General features: G+C 63.9%; 17 protein-coding genes and 1 pseudogene. 9 read left to right on the top strand and 9 right to left on the bottom strand.

Annotated elements, in window-relative coordinates:
• Positions 1-65: 65 nt before the first annotated feature.
• Complete coding sequence (locus tag XB14_RS33845) at positions 66-404, bottom strand: tetratricopeptide repeat protein (RefSeq protein ID WP_327326644.1); 339 nt, start codon at positions 402-404, stop codon at positions 66-68.
• Positions 381-926: pseudogene (locus XB14_RS33840) on the bottom strand (sel1 repeat family protein); the annotation flags it as partial. The pseudogene XB14_RS33840 and the gene XB14_RS33845, both read right to left, overlap by 24 nt.
• A 212-nt stretch (positions 927-1,138) precedes the next feature.
• Between XB14_RS33840 and XB14_RS15840 the strand changes: the two are divergent.
• Positions 1,139-1,762, top strand: coding sequence for a FecR family protein (locus XB14_RS15840; protein WP_077962948.1), 624 nt, complete (start codon positions 1,139-1,141; stop codon positions 1,760-1,762).
• 67 nt (positions 1,763-1,829) lie between these two features.
• On the opposite strand, the gene XB14_RS15835 is transcribed toward XB14_RS15840, so the two are convergent.
• Together XB14_RS15835 and XB14_RS15830 are read right to left on the bottom strand one after the other, a co-directional pair.
• Positions 1,830-3,692, bottom strand: coding sequence for a CHASE2 domain-containing protein (locus XB14_RS15835; protein ID WP_077962519.1), 1,863 nt, complete (start codon positions 3,690-3,692; stop codon positions 1,830-1,832).
• A gap of 5 nt (positions 3,693-3,697) precedes the next feature.
• Positions 3,698-4,402 (bottom strand): Crp/Fnr family transcriptional regulator, encoded by a 705-nt coding sequence (locus XB14_RS15830; RefSeq protein ID WP_077962518.1) that lies wholly within the window; start codon positions 4,400-4,402, stop codon positions 3,698-3,700.
• A gap of 264 nt (positions 4,403-4,666) precedes the next feature.
• On the opposite strand from XB14_RS15830, the gene XB14_RS15825 reads away from it, so the two are divergent.
• Entirely contained in the window at positions 4,667-5,089 is a 423-nt protein-coding gene (locus tag XB14_RS15825) for a DoxX family protein (protein WP_077962947.1), read from the top strand.
• Positions 5,090-5,158: 69 nt separating this feature from the next.
• On the opposite strand, the gene XB14_RS15820 is transcribed toward XB14_RS15825, so the two are convergent.
• Entirely contained in the window at positions 5,159-5,587 is a 429-nt protein-coding gene (locus XB14_RS15820; RefSeq protein WP_077962517.1) for an RbsD/FucU family protein, read from the bottom strand.
• The gene (locus tag XB14_RS15815) at positions 5,587-6,819 is read right to left on the bottom strand and encodes an ROK family transcriptional regulator (protein ID WP_077962516.1); all 1,233 of its coding nucleotides are present in this window, start codon (positions 6,817-6,819) and stop codon (positions 5,587-5,589) included. Before XB14_RS15815 ends, XB14_RS15820 begins: the two co-directional genes overlap by 1 nt.
• A 285-nt stretch (positions 6,820-7,104) precedes the next feature.
• Between XB14_RS15815 and XB14_RS15810 the strand changes: the two genes are divergently transcribed.
• From XB14_RS15810 to XB14_RS15780, 7 genes are all read left to right on the top strand, one after another.
• Complete coding sequence (locus tag XB14_RS15810) at positions 7,105-8,130, top strand: sugar ABC transporter substrate-binding protein (protein ID WP_077962946.1); 1,026 nt, start codon at positions 7,105-7,107, stop codon at positions 8,128-8,130.
• A gap of 198 nt (positions 8,131-8,328) precedes the next feature.
• Complete coding sequence (locus XB14_RS15805; RefSeq protein ID WP_077962515.1) at positions 8,329-9,414, top strand: ABC transporter permease; 1,086 nt, start codon at positions 8,329-8,331, stop codon at positions 9,412-9,414.
• Positions 9,414-10,196 (top strand): ATP-binding cassette domain-containing protein, encoded by a 783-nt coding sequence (locus XB14_RS15800; RefSeq protein ID WP_077962514.1) that lies wholly within the window; start codon positions 9,414-9,416, stop codon positions 10,194-10,196. Before XB14_RS15805 ends, XB14_RS15800 begins: the two co-directional genes overlap by 1 nt.
• Positions 10,193-10,813: a nucleoside triphosphate hydrolase gene (locus XB14_RS15795; RefSeq protein WP_077962513.1), complete on the top strand. Its 621-nt coding sequence runs from the start codon at positions 10,193-10,195 to the stop codon at positions 10,811-10,813. The genes XB14_RS15800 and XB14_RS15795 overlap by 4 nt, the downstream gene beginning before the upstream one ends.
• 199 nt (positions 10,814-11,012) lie before the next feature.
• Positions 11,013-12,050, top strand: a complete 1,038-nt coding sequence (pyrC, locus tag XB14_RS15790) for a dihydroorotase (protein ID WP_077962512.1) — start codon at positions 11,013-11,015, stop codon at positions 12,048-12,050.
• A 128-nt stretch (positions 12,051-12,178) separates the two neighbouring features.
• On the top strand, positions 12,179-12,871 hold the full coding sequence (locus XB14_RS15785) for an orotate phosphoribosyltransferase (RefSeq protein WP_077962511.1): 693 nt from the start codon (positions 12,179-12,181) through the stop codon (positions 12,869-12,871).
• 91 nt (positions 12,872-12,962) lie between these two features.
• Positions 12,963-13,889, top strand: coding sequence for a carbohydrate kinase family protein (locus tag XB14_RS15780; protein ID WP_077962510.1), 927 nt, complete (start codon positions 12,963-12,965; stop codon positions 13,887-13,889).
• An 8-nt stretch (positions 13,890-13,897) separates the two neighbouring features.
• Here XB14_RS15780 and XB14_RS15775 read toward each other — a convergent pair whose 3' ends face one another.
• The 3 genes from XB14_RS15775 to pgi form a co-directional block, all read right to left on the bottom strand.
• The gene (locus XB14_RS15775) at positions 13,898-14,113 is read right to left on the bottom strand and encodes a helix-turn-helix domain-containing protein (RefSeq protein ID WP_077962509.1); all 216 of its coding nucleotides are present in this window, start codon (positions 14,111-14,113) and stop codon (positions 13,898-13,900) included.
• Positions 14,114-14,116: 3 nt separating this feature from the next.
• On the bottom strand, positions 14,117-14,671 hold the full coding sequence (locus XB14_RS15770; RefSeq protein ID WP_077962508.1) for a DUF2975 domain-containing protein: 555 nt from the start codon (positions 14,669-14,671) through the stop codon (positions 14,117-14,119).
• A 217-nt stretch (positions 14,672-14,888) separates the two neighbouring features.
• Positions 14,889-16,514 carry a glucose-6-phosphate isomerase gene (pgi, locus tag XB14_RS15765; RefSeq protein ID WP_077962507.1) on the bottom strand — a complete coding sequence of 542 codons (1,626 nt, stop codon included), beginning with the start codon at positions 16,512-16,514 and terminating at the stop codon, positions 14,889-14,891.
• Between the last annotated feature and the right edge of the window lie 109 nt (positions 16,515-16,623).

Below are 16,623 nucleotides of genomic sequence, written 5' to 3'. Positions count from 1 at the left end.
AACGAAAACGCGGGCCGAAGATCATGGGATCTCCGACCCGCGTGGCCCTTGGGAGGCGTGTTCGATTACTTGATGCGGCTGGCCTTGGGGAGCATGGCTGTCTCAAACCCATCGCTTACGGTGAGCTCGGCGAGCTTCTGACCGGCGAAGACGTCACCTTCGTTGGCGGCCTTACGGAAGATTTCGCGGGCGGCCGGGATATCCTTCTTGATGCCTTCGCCGTTCTCGAGCATCAGGCCGAGATTGACCATGGCATCGACATTGCCGCGCTCGGCGGCCAGCCGATAGAACCTGGCTGCCCTGCCATTGTCTTCCGGCACCAGCTTGCCCTCGTCCAGGATCACCGCGAGGTTGAAGGCGGCGACGTCGTCGCCGGCAAGCGAAGCCCGTTCGAACCATTCCAGCGCCAGGGCACCATTGACCGCGGTCCCCATGCCGTCGCGATAGGAGACGCCGAGATTGTAGGCGGCGAGAATGTTGCCGGCGGCGGCAGCCTTCTGGTTGAGCGCAAATTCCGTGGCGGTGTCGCCTTCTTCGCCCACGAGCACCGCATAGCTGGTCATCGCCAGCGCGTGGCCATGTTCGGCAGCTTCGCCGAGGATGCGCTGCGACTGGATCTTCTGGCCGGCCTTGTCGAGGACGCGGGCCAGCTGGAACTCGGTGCGGGCGCCACTCTTCTGGTTATAGGCCTCGCGGCAGGCGGAAAGGGCGACGCCGATCTTGATGTCCTCGGTGGCAACCGCCGGGAAGGCCTGATTGCGCTGCAGGTCGAAGATGCTGCCCGCTTCGCGGTCGCAGATCTCGGCGGTGGAAAGGTCGGCAGCACGCGCTGAAGGAAGAGCGATGGCAGCCACAGCCAACAGACTGACGATCGCCAGCAGAATGGCGTTGACGACGCGGGTGCCGGATGCGCTGCGATTTTCCATGATGCTCTCCCATCTCTTGACGATGAACTTATCCCTGCCTTTGGGAGACGGCTGTTCCGGCGGGAACAGCCCGGTGGCGAAAGCTCTGGCGAAGTGAGGGAAGATCATCAGGCAGGCCTTAGAGCCGGCTTGCATCCGGTCATGCCGGGGCTATCCTCGTATGGCGGCAACGCACAAACGGGAGAGAGACGATGGAAAAGCGTGCAGCGCCGATGCACAAGATGCTGGTGAGCCGGCGCGTCGTCGTCGGTGGCCTGTTGCTGACGGCGGTCGGCGGCGGTGCTGCCCCCGCTTGGGCAGGCTCAGCCCTTGGCGAGGCAACGGAAGTCCGCGGTGACGTCCGGCTGCGGCAGGCGAAAAAGGACGGGCCACTCGCCGTCGGCGGCCAGCTATTCGAGAACGACCGTGTGCACACGAACGCCGAGAGTTTTGCAACCTTGCAGCTCGGCACGGATACGCGCGTGCTTCTGGGCGCAGAAACCGACCTGCTTGTCGATAGCTTCATCGCCGGACAGGGCGGCACGCTCGAACTCGGAACGGGCCGCATGGTTTTCGATCGGCCCGAAGGCTTGCCAAAGGTCGACGTGGCCGTGCGCACCGCCTTCGGCATGATCGGGGTGCGCGGCACCAAGTTCTTCTGCGGACCGAGCCGAGCCGCCTTTGCCGTCTTCGTCGAGCATGGCAGCGTTTCGGTCGCGCGTGGCGGCGTAACCAAGGTCGTCGCTGCGGGGCAGGGGGTGGAGTTTCAGCACCGTGGTGATGCCCCGAGCGAGCCGATCGACTGGGGCGAGGCACGCATCAAGGAAGCCTATGCGAGCGTCGGCCTGGCGCGCTGATTTGCGGCGACCAGAAACCAGTCTTTGTCTGTCGGCGCTCAGCTGAGCGCGCTCAGCGCTTGCCGTCTCAGTCCGCCACCGTGAACAATTCCATCGTCGCAAAGCCGCGGATCTCGTGGCTGCCGAGCGGGCGAAGCGGCCGTTTGCTTTCTTGAGCGGCAGCGGGCCCGACGCAGATCGCGGTGCCGAGAAACTTGTTTGCCTCCTGGAGGCGCGCCGCCAGGTTGATCGCATCGCCATGGGCTGTGTAGTCGAGCTTGCCGCCGGCGCCGACTTCGCCGACGACTGCCGGCCCGGTCTCGATCCCGATCCGCGTCCGGCCGAAAACGTTGGCTGCAAACTGCGGACGCCTGCGCATCTCTTCCGTCAGTGCGTGGATCGCTCTGGCGCAATCGATGGCCCTGTCGACATGCTGAGGCAGATCCTCCGGGGCGTTGAAGAACGCATGCACCGCATCGCCCACCACCTTGTCGACCATGCCGCCATGGTCGGCCACCAGCGCGTTGACTTCGGCAAAATAGATGTCGAGCAGGGCGATGAGGTCCCGAGGTTTCAGCCGTTGCGACAGGGTGGAAAAGCTCTCGATGTCGGTGAAGAGCGCCGTCACCTGGCGCTCCTCGCCGCCGACGCGAGCAAGCTCCGGATTGTCGATGTAACGGGCGACCACCGATTGCGGCAGGTATTGCGAGAACTTCTGCCGGGCCGTGGCTTCGGCGCGCCGCACGCGGGCAAATTGCAGAAGGCTCGTCGCGACGAGGACGGCAACAAGCGCCGCGCAGATGCTGACGGCATCGATGAGCCAGCCGCTGCCATCGTAGATGACGGCGGCGGCCGCGACGGCGGTGGCGACGGCGCCAAGGCCGAGTGCCGCCGATGCCAGCGGCCGCAGGCGGGTGGCGGCAAAGGCGACGCCGAGGCCGGCGACAAGAGCGGCAGCGGCTTCTGCAAGTGGCAAACGGCCGTCGCGCTGCGGCATGAAGCCGGTCAGGATGGCGTTGGCGATGTCGGCGTGGATCTGCACCGAGGGTTCGAGCGGCATCGAGGCGCTGGGCCGCAAACCTCCGAGGCTTGGCAGGCTGCTTCCGATCAGCACGAGTTTGCCGGCGAAACGCCCGGCCGGAGCCTTGCCGGACAAAACGTCGGCCGCCGAAACCGTTCGTTCGCCCAGCCGTTCCTGCGGGCTGGCGACGAAACGCAGGCTTCCGGTGTCGTCGAGCGAGATCGTCTGCCCGTCGATGCGTACCCAGGCCGGTTGGCCACCGAGGATCGGCGTGCCGCCGCCCCGCATCAGCCGCGTCGCTTCGATTGCCAGCGTCGGATAGGCATCGTTGCCGAGGATGGCATAGGCCTGAACCCGCCGAATGCGCGCGTCCTCGTCGCCGACGAGAAACGAGGCGGCCGCCGCGCTCGCCTGATCCATGAAGGCAGGGCACGAGGTTTCGGCGCCGTCGAGGAACCACAGTTCAGGCGCGGTGAAAGGGCGGCTGAGCGCCAGTGGCGGTACTGGACGCGGCCGTTCCTGCACAGTATCGGCAACGAGGAAACCCAGAACGACGGCAGTCTTCGAGAGCGCGTCGGTAAGCGCCGGGTTGCCGTCGAAGTTGGGGTTGCAGTCGGCGCTGAAGACGAAATCGACGGCAATCACCTTGGCGCCGGCCGCGGCGAGCCGCGACAGAAGATCGGCGGTTGCCGTTCGGTCCCATTCGCCCGATGGGCGCGACTGATGGGCCTGCCGGTCGATATCGACGACGACGATGTCGGGCGACCGGGGCGCCGGAACCCATTGCGTCAGGCTGTCGAAGAACAGTTCGCGCTGTGTTTCGAACAGCGGTCCGGCGTAGAAATAGAGTGCGATGGCTGCGAGCAGGCTCGTGAGACAACCGCCGGCCAGCGGCGGCAAGCGCAAACGCCGGCGCGGCTCAGCGGCCATGCGGTCTAGTCCTCCTCGGGATCGGCGATGCTCTGCAGGCGCCCGACCTTGCAGGCGATGATGCCTTCGTTCCGCTTGATCGCGCCGCTCTCCTCCAGCCATTGGATGGCGCGGTTGACCTTGGGACGGCTGGCGCCGAGCACGCCGGCGATGTCCGTCTGGCTCATGGTCAGCCTGAGATTGGCGCTTTCCGGCAGTTCGTTGCCGTGGATCTGCCGGAGGGTTGCGAGGAAGAAGCGCGCCACCCGGGCGTTGAGATCGTAGAGTGCGATGGTTTCCAGCCGCTCCGTCGTGTCGCGAAGCTGGGCGCAAAGGAAGCGAATGACCGCTTCGGTCGCCTCCGGCCGATTGGTGACGATATCGAGGAAAGCCTTCTTGCCGATCACGTAGCCTTCTGACGCGGTCATCGCCGTGGCATCGGCCGAACGGGTCTGGCCGTCGAGCACGGCCATCTCGCCGAAGATCGCGCCGGCTTCATGCTGGCGCAGCATCAATTCGCGCCCCTGCGGGGTTATCAGCGAAAGCTTGATGCGCCCGGAAATGACGACAATCATGTAATTGCCTTCGTCGCCGCGCTGGAAGATCACGGTGCCGGCAGGCCATTTCCTGTAGGTTGCGATATCGGCAAGCTCGGCAATCGAGCTCTTGTCGAATTCTTCAAAGATCGGAAACGAGCGCCAGAATGTCGGGCTCCGGTTGATTTCGTTCATGTCATGCCCCCGCGCGGCGTTCCCCAGCCGCGCCGAAATTCTTCGCGCAGCCGCATCGTCCTTGCAACAGAAAAGAACGAAGCGACGCCGATGTGGTTCCGTATTCCCTTGCGGTTCTGTATCGAGATCCCGCTGATGGACGGTTGACGATGTGCCGTGGGCGTTTCATTTTTGTGAACGATCTGTCGCTCGCGGAGCGGCTAGATGATTCTGAAAATGCTGATACTTCTGTCGCCAACAAACCGTTTCTCACAGGAGCCTTCCATGCCTCAGAATGTTGTCGTCCTCGTCGGACGCGTCCTGCTCTCCATCATGTTCGTCATGTCCGGTTTCAGCAAGCTGATGGATCCGTCGGGCACCGCCCAGATGATCACCGGCGCCGGCTGGCCGGCTCCGACCGCACTTGCTTACCTCGCAGGCCTCTTCGAACTCGTTGCTGGTCTTGCCGTCATCGTTGGCTTCCAGACGAAGATTGCCGCCTATCTGCTCGCCGCCTTCAGCCTGGTCACCGCTTTCGCCTTCCACAGCGGCGCGATCAACATTCCGACCTTCCCGCCGGAAGCCAATGGCCTTCTCACCGTCTTCAACGGCCTGATGATGATGAAGAACATCGCGATCGCCGGCGGTTTCCTGGTGCTCGCCGCCTTCGGCCCCGGCGCCCTGTCGATCGACAAGCGCGGCGCCTGAGGCCCCTTCCTTCCTTAAAACAAAACCCGCCGGCTCATGCCGGCGGGTTTTTGCGTTATGACGGTAGTGTCAGGGATAGATCACGCCCTTGCGCAGGATGACGTTGCCGTAAAGTCGGGGCTCGCTGGTCTGGACCAGCGTGTGGGCAGCCCTGACGCGCGGATAGAAATCGGCGCCGATGAGGGGCACGACGCGGCTGTTCGGCTCATGCCGGCCGCAGCAATCGATGATCTCGCGATGCACCGGGTCGAGCGCGTCTATGTCCTGCTTGACCGTGGCGCGGAAGATCGCCTCGGGCACGAAATCATCGATCGGCAGCACGCTCAGGATGGCGTCGAGCACCGGGATCAGCGCATGCCCGTCGAGCCGGACAAGGCGGCGCGCATGCTCCTGGCCGGGATAGTTGCCGTCGACCAGCGCGATCTCGTCGCCATGGCCCATGGCTCGGAGCGTTGCGAGCAGCTCGGGGCTGAGGATCGGGTTCAGGCCTTTCAGCATCAGCCGAGCTCCTTGAAGAGAACATTGGTGTCGAGCAGATAGCGGGAAAAAAGCGGCAGGCTCGCGCCGCCGATGGCGCGTGCATGGCTGCCGACCAAACCTTCCACCAGTTCCGGAATGGTCACGCCCTGAAGGTCGAGTTCGTTGAGCGCCTTGCGCGTAGCGGCCAGCAGCCGCGCCCGCACCCAGGGCGGAAAGCCACCGTCGATGACGACGGCGGAGAAGTCGACGATCGACACGGCGGACACGACGGCCTGGGCGAGCGCTGCGCCGCAATCTTCAATCCAGATGTCGAGCGGTTCGCCGAAATCGATCCAGTCGTCGGCCGAATACCAGAGCGGCCGCGGATCGACGCCGCGCTCACGCAGAAGGTTCTCGAGCACGAAGACCGAAGCGATCTTGAGCAGCTGAACGGTCTTGCCGTCCTTGCCCGAGACCGGCAGCGGGCCGACGGCGCCGGCGGTCCCCGTTCGCCCGGAGAAGAGCGCGGAGTTCAAGACGACGCCGCCGCCGATGAACGAGCCGATATAGAAATAGACGAAATCCGGATAGCTGGCGCCGACGCCGAAGGCGAGCTCGGCGCCGCAGGCGCTGGTGCCGTCGTTCTGCAGGAAGACCGGATAGGTGGTGCGGGCCGCGACGGCCGCCTGCAGGTCGACATCGCGCCACTTGTTCATCTCTTCGCGCGGCGCGCCCACTTCCTCCGCCCAGTTCCAGAGCTCGAAGGGGGTGGCGATGCCGATGCCGGCGATCCGCTTGCGCTGGTCGGGGATAAGCTGCTGTTCGAGCTTGGCCATGCCCGAAATGATGAAGTCGACGAGATCGCCGGGCAACGGATAAGGATGCACATGGTGGAGATGCAGCCGGATGGTGCCGACGAAATCCATCAGCACCAGATCGGCGCTGCGTCGGCCGATCTTGACGCCGAAGGAGTAGACCGCGTCCGGATTGAGCCGCATCGGCGTCGAGGGTTGCCCGACCTTGCCTCTGACGGGATCGCCCTTGACCAGGAGGCCGTCGCCTTCGAGCGCCCGCATGATCACCGACACAGTCTGTGCCGACAGGCCGGAGCGCCGGGCGATGTCGGCCTTGGAAAGACCGCCATGGCGCCGGACAAGCGACATGACGAGCCGCTCGTTATAGGCGCGCACGCGCGTCTGGTTCGCCCCGCCGCTCGGGTCGATGACCTCAGGTTGTGTCGGTCCCCGATCAGGACCGTCTGTCAGTGACATGCCACCGTCTCCTCCCGTTGGCACTGGTGCCCGCTTGTCGCGGGTCTGTTGTTTCCGCTTGTCGCGGGTCTGTCAATTTGTGCGGCGCTTCATTCATGGGTTCACGCGCCGTCACTCCAAGAATGCCACATCGAAATAATAATTCAATTTGATTTATTTATTGACACCCCGGAAATTTAGTGTTTGTTTTTGTCTCGGAAGCGCCAATTGCAGCGGAGGAGAATGCTGCGGCGGCGTGGCCTGGGCCGGTCCGCCGGCACGATTTTCAATCCTTGGGAGGATTTCATGAAGAAGACTGTTCTTTCCGCTGCCTTTGGCGCGCTGTCGCTTGGCGTCGTCTTCGCCGGGCCGGCGCAGGCTGCCGACGTCGGTGCCTGCCTCATTACCAAGACCGATACCAATCCCTTCTTCGTCAAGATGAAGGAAGGCGCGACCGCTAAGGCGCAGGAGCTCGGCGTGACGCTGAAGGCCTATGCCGGCAAGATCGATGGCGATCATGACAGCCAGGTGGCTGCGGTCGAATCCTGCATCGCAGACGGTGCCAAAGGCATCCTGATCGCCGCCTCCGACACCAAGGCGATCGTCGATCAGGTCAAGAAGGCCCAGGAAGCCGGTCTGCTCGTGATCGCGCTCGACACGCCGCTCGATCCGGCAACTGCTGCCGACGCGACCTTTGCCACCGACAACCTGCTTGCCGGCAAGCTGATCGGCCAGTGGGCCGCCGCGACGATGGGCGAAAATGCGAAGACCGCAAAGATCGGCTTCCTCGACCTGACGCCGTCGCAGCCGACGGTCGACGTGCTACGCGACCAGGGCTTCATGATCGGCTTCGGCATCGACCCGAAGGATCCGGCGAAGATCGGCGATGAGGACGATCCGCGTATCGTCGGCCACGACGTCACCAATGGCAACGAAGAAGGCGGCCGCAAGGCCATGGAAAACCTTCTGCAGAAGGACCCCGAAATCAACGTGATCCACACCATCAACGAGCCGGCCGCCGTCGGCGCCTATCAGGCGCTGAAGGCCGTCGGCAAGGAGAAGGACGTGCTGATCGTCTCGGTTGACGGCGGTTGCCCCGGCGTCAAGTCGGTCGCCGAAGGCGTCATCGGCGCCACCTCGCAGCAGTATCCGCTGATGATGGCCGCACTCGGCATCGAGGCGATCAAGAAGTTCGCCGATACCGGCGAAAAGCCGAAGCCGACCGAAGGCAAGGACTTCTTCGACACCGGCGTTTCGCTGGTGACCGACAAGCCGGCTGCTGGCGTCGAATCGATCGACGTCAAGGTCGGCACGGAGAAGTGCTGGGGCTGATCGCCTTAGCTCTTCGAGCGCATGAGCTATTAACGGAAGGGCGGCCCCGGCCGCCCTTCGCGTAAGCGCCGACGTCTTTGACAAGGCGCAGAAAACCGCGCAGCTTTTGAGAGAGTGCTATTGCCCGCGTCATGGTGGGCGGGCTGTGCACGACACCATCGCAACCCCTTGGGAGTGGGGTTCACGGGAGGAAGGTCCATGGGCGAGCCCAACACAGCCGCGCAGCCATCCCAGGAATTCGAGAAAGTCCTGGTCAACAGTTCGACGCAGGTCGCGTCGTTCGACACGCATGACAAGACCGCGATCCAGAGGATCCAGCATTTCCTGCATTCGACGCCGGCCGCCGTGCCGTTCATCGTGCTCGTTGCCGCGATCCTGATCTTCGGCATCGCCATCGGGGGTAAGTTCTTCTCGTCCTACACCCTGACCCTCATCCTCCAGCAGATCGCCATCGTCGGTATCCTTGGTGCCGCGCAGACGCTGGTGATCCTGACCGCCGGCATCGATCTCTCGATCGGTGTTATCATGGTGCTGTCGGCTGTGATCATGGGCAATTGCGCCGTCACCTATGGCCTTCCGGCACCGATCGCGATCTTCATCGGCTTCGTCGTCGGCGGCGCCTGCGGCTTCCTCAACGGCTTCCTCGTCTCCAGGGTCAAGCTTCCGCCGTTCATCGTCACGCTCGGCACCTGGTATGTCATCATGTCGACGAATTTCATCTATTCGGCCAATGCGACGATCCGCGAGGCCGACGTGACGGCCGTCACCCAGATGCTCCACCTCTTCGGCGTCAGCTTCAAGGTGGGCTCCGCCGTCTTCACGCTCGGCGTGGTGATGATGGTCGTGCTGGTCTTCGGCCTCTGGTACGCGCTCAATCACACCGCCTGGGGACGGCATCTCTATGCGGTCGGTGACGATCCGGAAGCGGCCAAACTCTCCGGTATCCGCACCAGCCGCGTGCTCTTGAGCGCCTATACGCTGGCCGGCCTGATCGCAGCCCTTGCCGCCTGGGTCTCGATCGGCCGCAATGGCTCGATCTCGCCGTCCGCTGCCGTCACCGACTACAACCTTCAGGCCATCACCGCAGCTGTCATCGGCGGCATCTCGCTCTTCGGCGGCCGCGGCTCGATCCTCGGCACCCTGATCGGCGCGATGATCGTCGGCGTCGTCTCCATGGGCCTCAACATGCTGGGCGCCGACCCGCAATGGAAGGTCTTCCTCACCGGCGTGCTGATCATCTCCGCCGTCGCGATCGACCAGTGGATCAGAAAGGTAGCTGCCTGATGACACAGGAACCCATTCTCACCGCCCGCGGTCTCGTCAAGCGCTACGGCCGCGTCACTGCCCTCGACCATGCCGACTTCGATCTCTATCCCGGCGAGATCCTCGCCGTGATCGGCGACAACGGCGCCGGCAAGTCCTCGATGATCAAGGCCATCTCCGGCGCCATCACGCCCGATGAAGGCGAGATCAAGCTCGAGGGGCAGCCGGTCAACTTCCGCTCGCCGATGGATGCGCGCTCTGCCGGCATCGAGACGGTCTACCAGAACCTGGCGCTGTCGCCGGCGCTGTCGATCGCCGACAACATGTTTCTCGGCCGCGAGATCCGCAAACCGGGCATCATGGGCAAGCTGTTCCGCACGCTCGATCGCGCGGAAATGGAGAAGCGGGCGCGGGCGAAACTGTCCGAACTGGGCCTGATGACCATCCAGAACATCAACCAGGCGGTGGAAACGCTTTCGGGCGGCCAGCGCCAGGGCGTCGCCGTGGCGCGGGCTGCAGCCTTCGGCTCCAAGGTGGTGATCATGGACGAGCCGACGGCGGCACTCGGCGTCAAGGAAAGCCGGCGGGTGCTGGAACTGATCCTCGACGTGCGCTCGCGCGGCCTGCCGATCGTCTTGATCTCGCACAACATGCCGCATGTGTTCGAGGTGGCCGACCGCATCCACGTGCACCGCCTCGGCAAACGGCTCTGCGTCATCAATCCGAAGGAGCACACGATGTCGGACGCCGTCGCCTTCATGACCGGGGCGAAGGAGCCGCCGCGCGAGGCGCTTGCGGCATGAACGTCGAGCCGATCGCCAACGAGATCCTGAAACGGGCGGCCGGTGCTGCCCGTTTCGTCGTCGCCATTGCCGGCCCGCCCGGCGCCGGCAAGTCCACGTTGTCGGACGCGCTGGCGGAGACGCTGACGGCCGGCGGCGAGAAGGCGGCGGTGCTGCCGATGGACGGCTTCCACATGGACAACGCCGTGCTGGAACAAAAGGGTCTGCTTGCCCGCAAGGGTGCGCCGGAGACATTTGACGTCAGGGCCTTTCTCTCGACGGTCGCAGCGGTGCGCGCCAATGACGGCGAGGTGCTGGTTCCGGTCTTCGACCGCACGCGCGAGATCGCCATCGCCTCGGCCCGCATCGTCGCGCCCGAGACCCGCATCATCCTGGTCGAGGGCAACTACCTGCTGCTCGACGAGGCGCCGTGGGACAGGCTCGAAGGCGCCTTCGATTTCTCGATCTTCATCAATCCGGGCATCGAGGAACTGGAGCGGCGGTTGCTGAAACGCTGGTACGATCTCGGCTATGACGAGGCGGCGGCCAAGCGCAAAGCCCAAGGCAACGACATCCCGAACGCGCACCGTGTGGTCGACCATCAAAGGCCAGCAGATCTGGTGCTGACGGATTTCTGAACGATGGTCGGATTGCGGATTGTGTTTCCGGGGGCATTGGTGTTATCGAGACGCGGTTCCACCACATGAGTAACCGCCCGCCACCCGCGCACCCGCCGGCTCGCAAAGCTGCGCGCGCGGATCGGGCGCGAGCACCGGAGAGGGATACCTGCGGCGGTTGTTCGCCCGCATCCTGCTCCGACCTAGGAGAACGCTGACCATGCAAGACCTCGTTATCCGCCGCCCGGATGATTGGCACCTTCACCTTCGCGACGGCGACATGCTGAAGGGCGTTATCGCCGATACCAGCCGTCATTTCGCCCGCGCGATCATCATGCCCAACCTGGTGCCGCCGGTCGTCACGACAGCGGATGCCAGCGCCTACCGCGAGCGCATTCTCGCGGCTCTTCCCGCGGGCGACCGCTTCGAGCCGCTGATGACGCTTTATCTCACCGCCGGCACCAATCCCGACGATGTCGAGGCTGGCCACAGAAGCGGCCTCGTCAAGGCGGTCAAGCTCTACCCGGCGGGCGCCACGACCAATTCGCATAGCGGTGTGCGCAACATCGACGAGGCGATGCCGGTGCTGGAGCGCATGGCAAAGATCGGCCTGCCGCTCTGCGTGCATGGCGAAGTCACCGCGTCGGATGTTGATATCTTCGATCGCGAGGCGGTGTTCATCGAAACCGTGCTCGAGCCCCTGCGCAGGCGCCTGCCGGAGCTGAAGGTGACGATGGAGCACGTCACCACCAAGGACGGCATCGACTACATCAAGGCGTCGAAGGCGAACCTTGCCGGTTCGATCACCACCCATCACCTGATCATCAACCGCAACGCCATTCTGGTCGGCGGGATCAAGCCGCACTACTACTGCCTGCCGGTCGCCAAGCGCGAGAACCACCGCCTGGCACTGCGCGCGGCTGCCGTTTCCGGCGACAAGCGCTTCTTCCTCGGCACTGACTCGGCACCCCATGTCGACCCGCTGAAGGAATGTGCCTGCGGCTGCGCCGGCATCTACACCTCGATCAACACCATGAGCTGCCTGGCGCATGTGTTCGAGGAGGAGGGCGCGCTCGACAAGCTCGAAGCCTTCGCCTCGCTCAACGGTCCCGCCTGGTACGGCCTGCCGGTCAACGAGGAGACGATCACGCTCAGGAAGCAGGCGGACGCCGTCACCTATCCGAAGAAGATCGAGACCGGCGCCGGTCCGGTCACCGTGTTCGATCCGATGTTCCCGCTGCACTGGGCCGTCGTCTGATCGCCGCTGCATAATTCCTTGGATCGGACGGATCCAAGGACAAAATTATGCAGCAGTTAAAAATGGTACGGCGACCTGTGCGCGTCTGAACGGACCCGCGGCGCTGTAGAGTTTTGAAGGAGAGATTGATGTTTTCCAACGCGTTCACCGACAAGGCCGTGATGGCCGAGCTGGTCGCCAAGATGCTCTGGGAGATCAAGGCCGTGCACTTCAGCGCCGACGAGCCCTACAAGCTCTCGTCCGGCATGGCGAGCCCCGTCTATATCGACTGCCGCAAGCTGATTTCCTATCCGCGGATCCGCTCGGCGGTCATGGATTTCGCCGCAGCCAGCATCCTGCGTGAAGCCGGTTTCGAGAAGTTCGACGTGGTCGCCGGCGGCGAGACCGCCGGCATCCCCTTCGCCGCAATGCTTGCCGAACGCCTAGGCCTGCCGATGATCTATGTGCGCAAGGCGCCGAAGGGGCACGGCCGCAACGCCCAGATCGAGGGCCACATGCCCGAGGGCGCGCGCGTTCTCGTCATCGAGGACCTGACGACCGCCGGCGGCTCGATGTTCAAGTTCATCGACGCCATTCGTGCGGCTGGCGGCATCGTCGACCATGGCATTGCGCTCTTCTACTACGACATCTTCCCGGAAGCGGTCGGCGAGATGAAGGCCAAGGGCGTCGACCTGCACTGGATCGCCACCTGGCGCAATGTGCTTGCGGTCGCCCGTGAGCAGAAGCTGTTCGACGAGAAGACGCTCGGCGAAGTCGAGGCCTTCCTCAACGCGCCGCTTGCCTGGTCGGGCCGCAACGGCGGTGTGACTGCCCTCGCATAACGCCTGACGAGGGCCCGGTTCTGCCGGGGCTTCGTGGCGCATGAGCTATTCTGTTTAAATCGATTGAAATTCCATCGAGGAGGAGAAGCCGATGATCGTATGTTGCGGTGAAGCGCTGATCGACATGTTGCCACGGGATACCACCGCTGGGGAAAGCGCCTTTGCGCCCTATGCCGGCGGCGCGATCTTCAACACGGCGATCGCGCTTGGACGCCTCGGCATCCAGACCGGCTTCTTCACCGGCCTCTCCGACGACATGTTCGGCGATATCCTGCGCGAGACCTTGAAGGCGGCGAATGTCGATTTCGGTCCCTGCGCGACGCTTTCGCTGCACACGACGCTTGCCTTCGTCAAGCTTGTGAATGGCCATGCGAGTTATGCTTTCTTCGACGAGAACACGGCGGGCCGCATGATCACCCGGGAGCACCTGCCGGCGCTCGGCGATTTCTGCGAGGCGCTGCACTTCGGCGCCATCAGCCTGATCCCCGAGCCCTGCGGCTCGACCTATGAAGCCTTGATGACGCGCGAATGTGAGAAGCGGGTGATCTCCTTCGACCCGAACATCCGCCCCGGTTTCATCAAGGACAGGGACGCCCATCTCGCCCGCATGAACCGCATGGCGGCGATGTCCGATATCATCAAGTTCTCCGACGAGGACCTTGCCTGGTTCGGCATGGAAGGCAGCCACGACGATCTCGCCGCCGAATGGCTGACGCATGGACCGAAACTGGTGCTGATCACCAAGGGCGCTGACGGCGCCGTCGGCTACACGGCGCGCCACAAGGTCGAGGTCGCCGGCGAAAAGGTCACGGTGGTCGATACGGTCGGCGCCGGTGACACCTTCGATGCCGGCGTTCTGGCGTCGCTGAAGCTCGCCGGCCTCCTGACCAAGGCCGATGTCGCCAATCTTGGCGAGACCGCCGTTCGCAACGCTTTGGCGCTTGGCGCCAAGGCGGCGGCCGTGACGGTTTCGAGGGCAGGGGCAAACCCGCCGTGGAAGCACGAAATCGGGCTCTGAGCCGTTTCCTACTCATCCGGTTCCGGGCGGTATTCCAGGATATCGCCCGGCTGGCAATCGAGCGCGACACAGATCTTCTCCAGCGTGTCGAAGCGCACGCCCTTCACCTTCCCAGATTTCAGCAGCGAGATGTTTTGCTCGGTGATGCCCACCTGCTCGGCGAGATCGCGTGAGCGGACCTTGCGCTTCGCCAGCATGACATCGAGGTTCACGACGATCGGCATGCGTCAGACGAAGCCCCTGTTCTCCGCCTCGACCTCCGACGCAATGACCATCACGTGGCCAAGACCGACGACGAGGCCTGCCATCAAGAGCACGATCATGGTGCCGCCGTTGATGTCGAAGACCACCGCATGCCCCGTTTCGCCCGGATTGTCGTAGGTGACGGCCAGAATGCCGATCCCGTTGCTGACGGTCATGCAGAGCGCGCCGGCGAGCGCAGTCAGCCCGACCCGGCGCAACAGAACGCCATTGCGGCCGGAGAGGATTTCGCCGCGCTGGAAACTGTCGAAAAGCTGCCAGGCAAAGGCGAGGCCGGCAATGATGAGCGCATTGTTGATGGCCGTCAGGAAGACGACCGTGGCGATGGCGCGGTAGGAAAGGGTGATCGCTCCCAGGCGGGGGAAGACGACATCGCGAATGCCCTGTTCGAAACCTTGCCGGTCGAAAAGAATCTGCCAGTGCATGTAGACGATCGCGGAGCAAAACAGCGCGCCGCCCAGGACGATCATGACCTTCATGAAGCGGCTGAGCTTGCGCAGCCTCCTGGCGGGGTCCGTCATAAAAAATCCTCTATCGATCGACTTCTATTTTTATCGTAAAACGATAAATAATTCTCGTCAATTGCGATTTTGGTTTCGTTCCAGCCTCTGCGACTGCTGCAGGTTCTGATCCCGGCGGGCGTACGGCGCTGCCAGCCTGCACAATGTGATAGGCCCGAGGAGCGACGAGCGCCTCGGGCCTTGATCGTTTGCAGCGGTGCGGTTCCGGTTGAACCGTTTAACGGGCCGCCTTCAGCAGGGCTGCCACCAGCCCTGCTGTCGACGAATCGTGGCCGGCTGCACTCTCCTTGCCTTCGACGACAGGAAGCAGGCCCGTTGCCAGTTCCTTGCCGAGTTCGACGCCCCACTGGTCGAAGGAGTTGATGTTGAAGAGCGCGCCTTCGACGAAGACGCGGTGCTCGTAGAGCGCGATCAGGCGGCCGAGCGCGAAGGGATCGAGCTGATCGTAGACGATCGTCAGCGACGGGCGATTGCCGGAAAAGACGCGGTGCGGCGCGATCCTGTCGGCCTTGGCATCGGCCATGCCCTTGGCGGTGAGCTGCGCCTTGGCTTCCGAGAGCGTACGGCCCTTCATCAGCGCTTCCGACTGTGCCAGGCAGTTGGCGATCAGCAGCTCGTGCTGATGGCGCAGATCCTTTTCATGCCCGTTGGCGGCGATCATGAACTCGGCGGGAATGACGTCCGTGCCCTGGTGGATGAGCTGGTAGAAGGCGTGCTGGCCGTTGGTGCCGGGCTCGCCCCAGACGACCGGACCGGTCGAATACTCGACCGGCGTGCTGTCGAGCGTCACCGCCTTGCCGTTCGATTCCATGTCGAGCTGCTGCAGGTAGGCGGGGAAGCGCGACAGGCGCTGGTCGTAGGGCAGGATCGCGCGCGACGGGTAACCGAGCACGTTGCGATGGTAGAAGCCGAGAAGGCCGAGCAGCACCGGAATGTTCTGACGGATCGGGGCGGTGCGGAAATGCTCGTCGATGGCATGGCCGCCGTCGAGGAAGCGGCCGAAATTCTCCTTGCCGACGGCGATCATCAGCGGCAGTCCGATCGCCGACCAGATCGAGTAGCGGCCGCCGACCCAGTCCCAGAAGCCGAAGACGCGGGCCTGGTCGATGCCGAAGGCGGCGACCTTGTCGAGTGCGGTCGAAACCGCGGCGAAGTGATGGCCGACAGCGGCCTCGCCGAGCTTGCCGGCGATGAAGGCGCGGGCGGTTGCCGCATTGGTCATCGTCTCGATGGTCGTGAACGTCTTCGAGGCGATGATGAAGAGCGACGTTTCCGGATCGATCAGCTTCAGCGTATCGGCGATATGGGCGCCATCGATGTTGGAAACGAAGTGCAGGCGCGGGCCGTCATGGAAGGGGGCGAGCGCCAGCGTCGCCATGACCGGGCCGAGGTCGGAGCCGCCGATACCGATGTTGACGACATCGGTGATCTTCTTGCCTGTCGCACCTTTCAGTGCGCCCGAGCGGATGCCGTCGGCAAAGGCGCCCATGGCGGCAAGCACGCCGTTGACGTCGGGCATCACGTCCTTGCCGTCGACGAGCATCGGACGGTTGCCGCGGTTGCGCAGCGCCGTATGCAGCACGGCGCGCTCCTCGGTGATGTTGATGATGTCGCCGCGGAACATGGCATCCCGCTTTTCCTCAACCTTGGCGGCCTTGGCGAGCGCCTCGAGGCCATCCAGCACCCTGTCGTTGACGGCGCATTTCGAATAGTCGAACAGCAGGTCACCGAGCGTGGTGCTGAAGTGCGCGAAACGTTCTGCGTCGGCGGCGAAGGCCGCGCGGATATCGGTTGCGTTGGTCTCGGCGGCGGTTGCTTTGAGTTGGTCGACAAGCGCTTTCATCGCGGGGCTCCTTGGTCGGACAGGGGTGTCGGACAATCGCCTGCGTAGCTATTCGCTTTAAGTGGACCAAATCAAGACTGGAAAACCGCCAAGGCGGCGGTTTTCAGGA

Origin of the sequence: Ensifer adhaerens (genome assembly GCF_002007205.1) — a bacterium.
In the GTDB taxonomy this organism is placed as follows: domain Bacteria; phylum Pseudomonadota; class Alphaproteobacteria; order Rhizobiales; family Rhizobiaceae; genus Ensifer; species Ensifer adhaerens_D.
The sequence above is the reverse complement of the archived record's forward strand: the minus strand, read 5'-3'. Positions and strand labels throughout refer to the sequence as shown.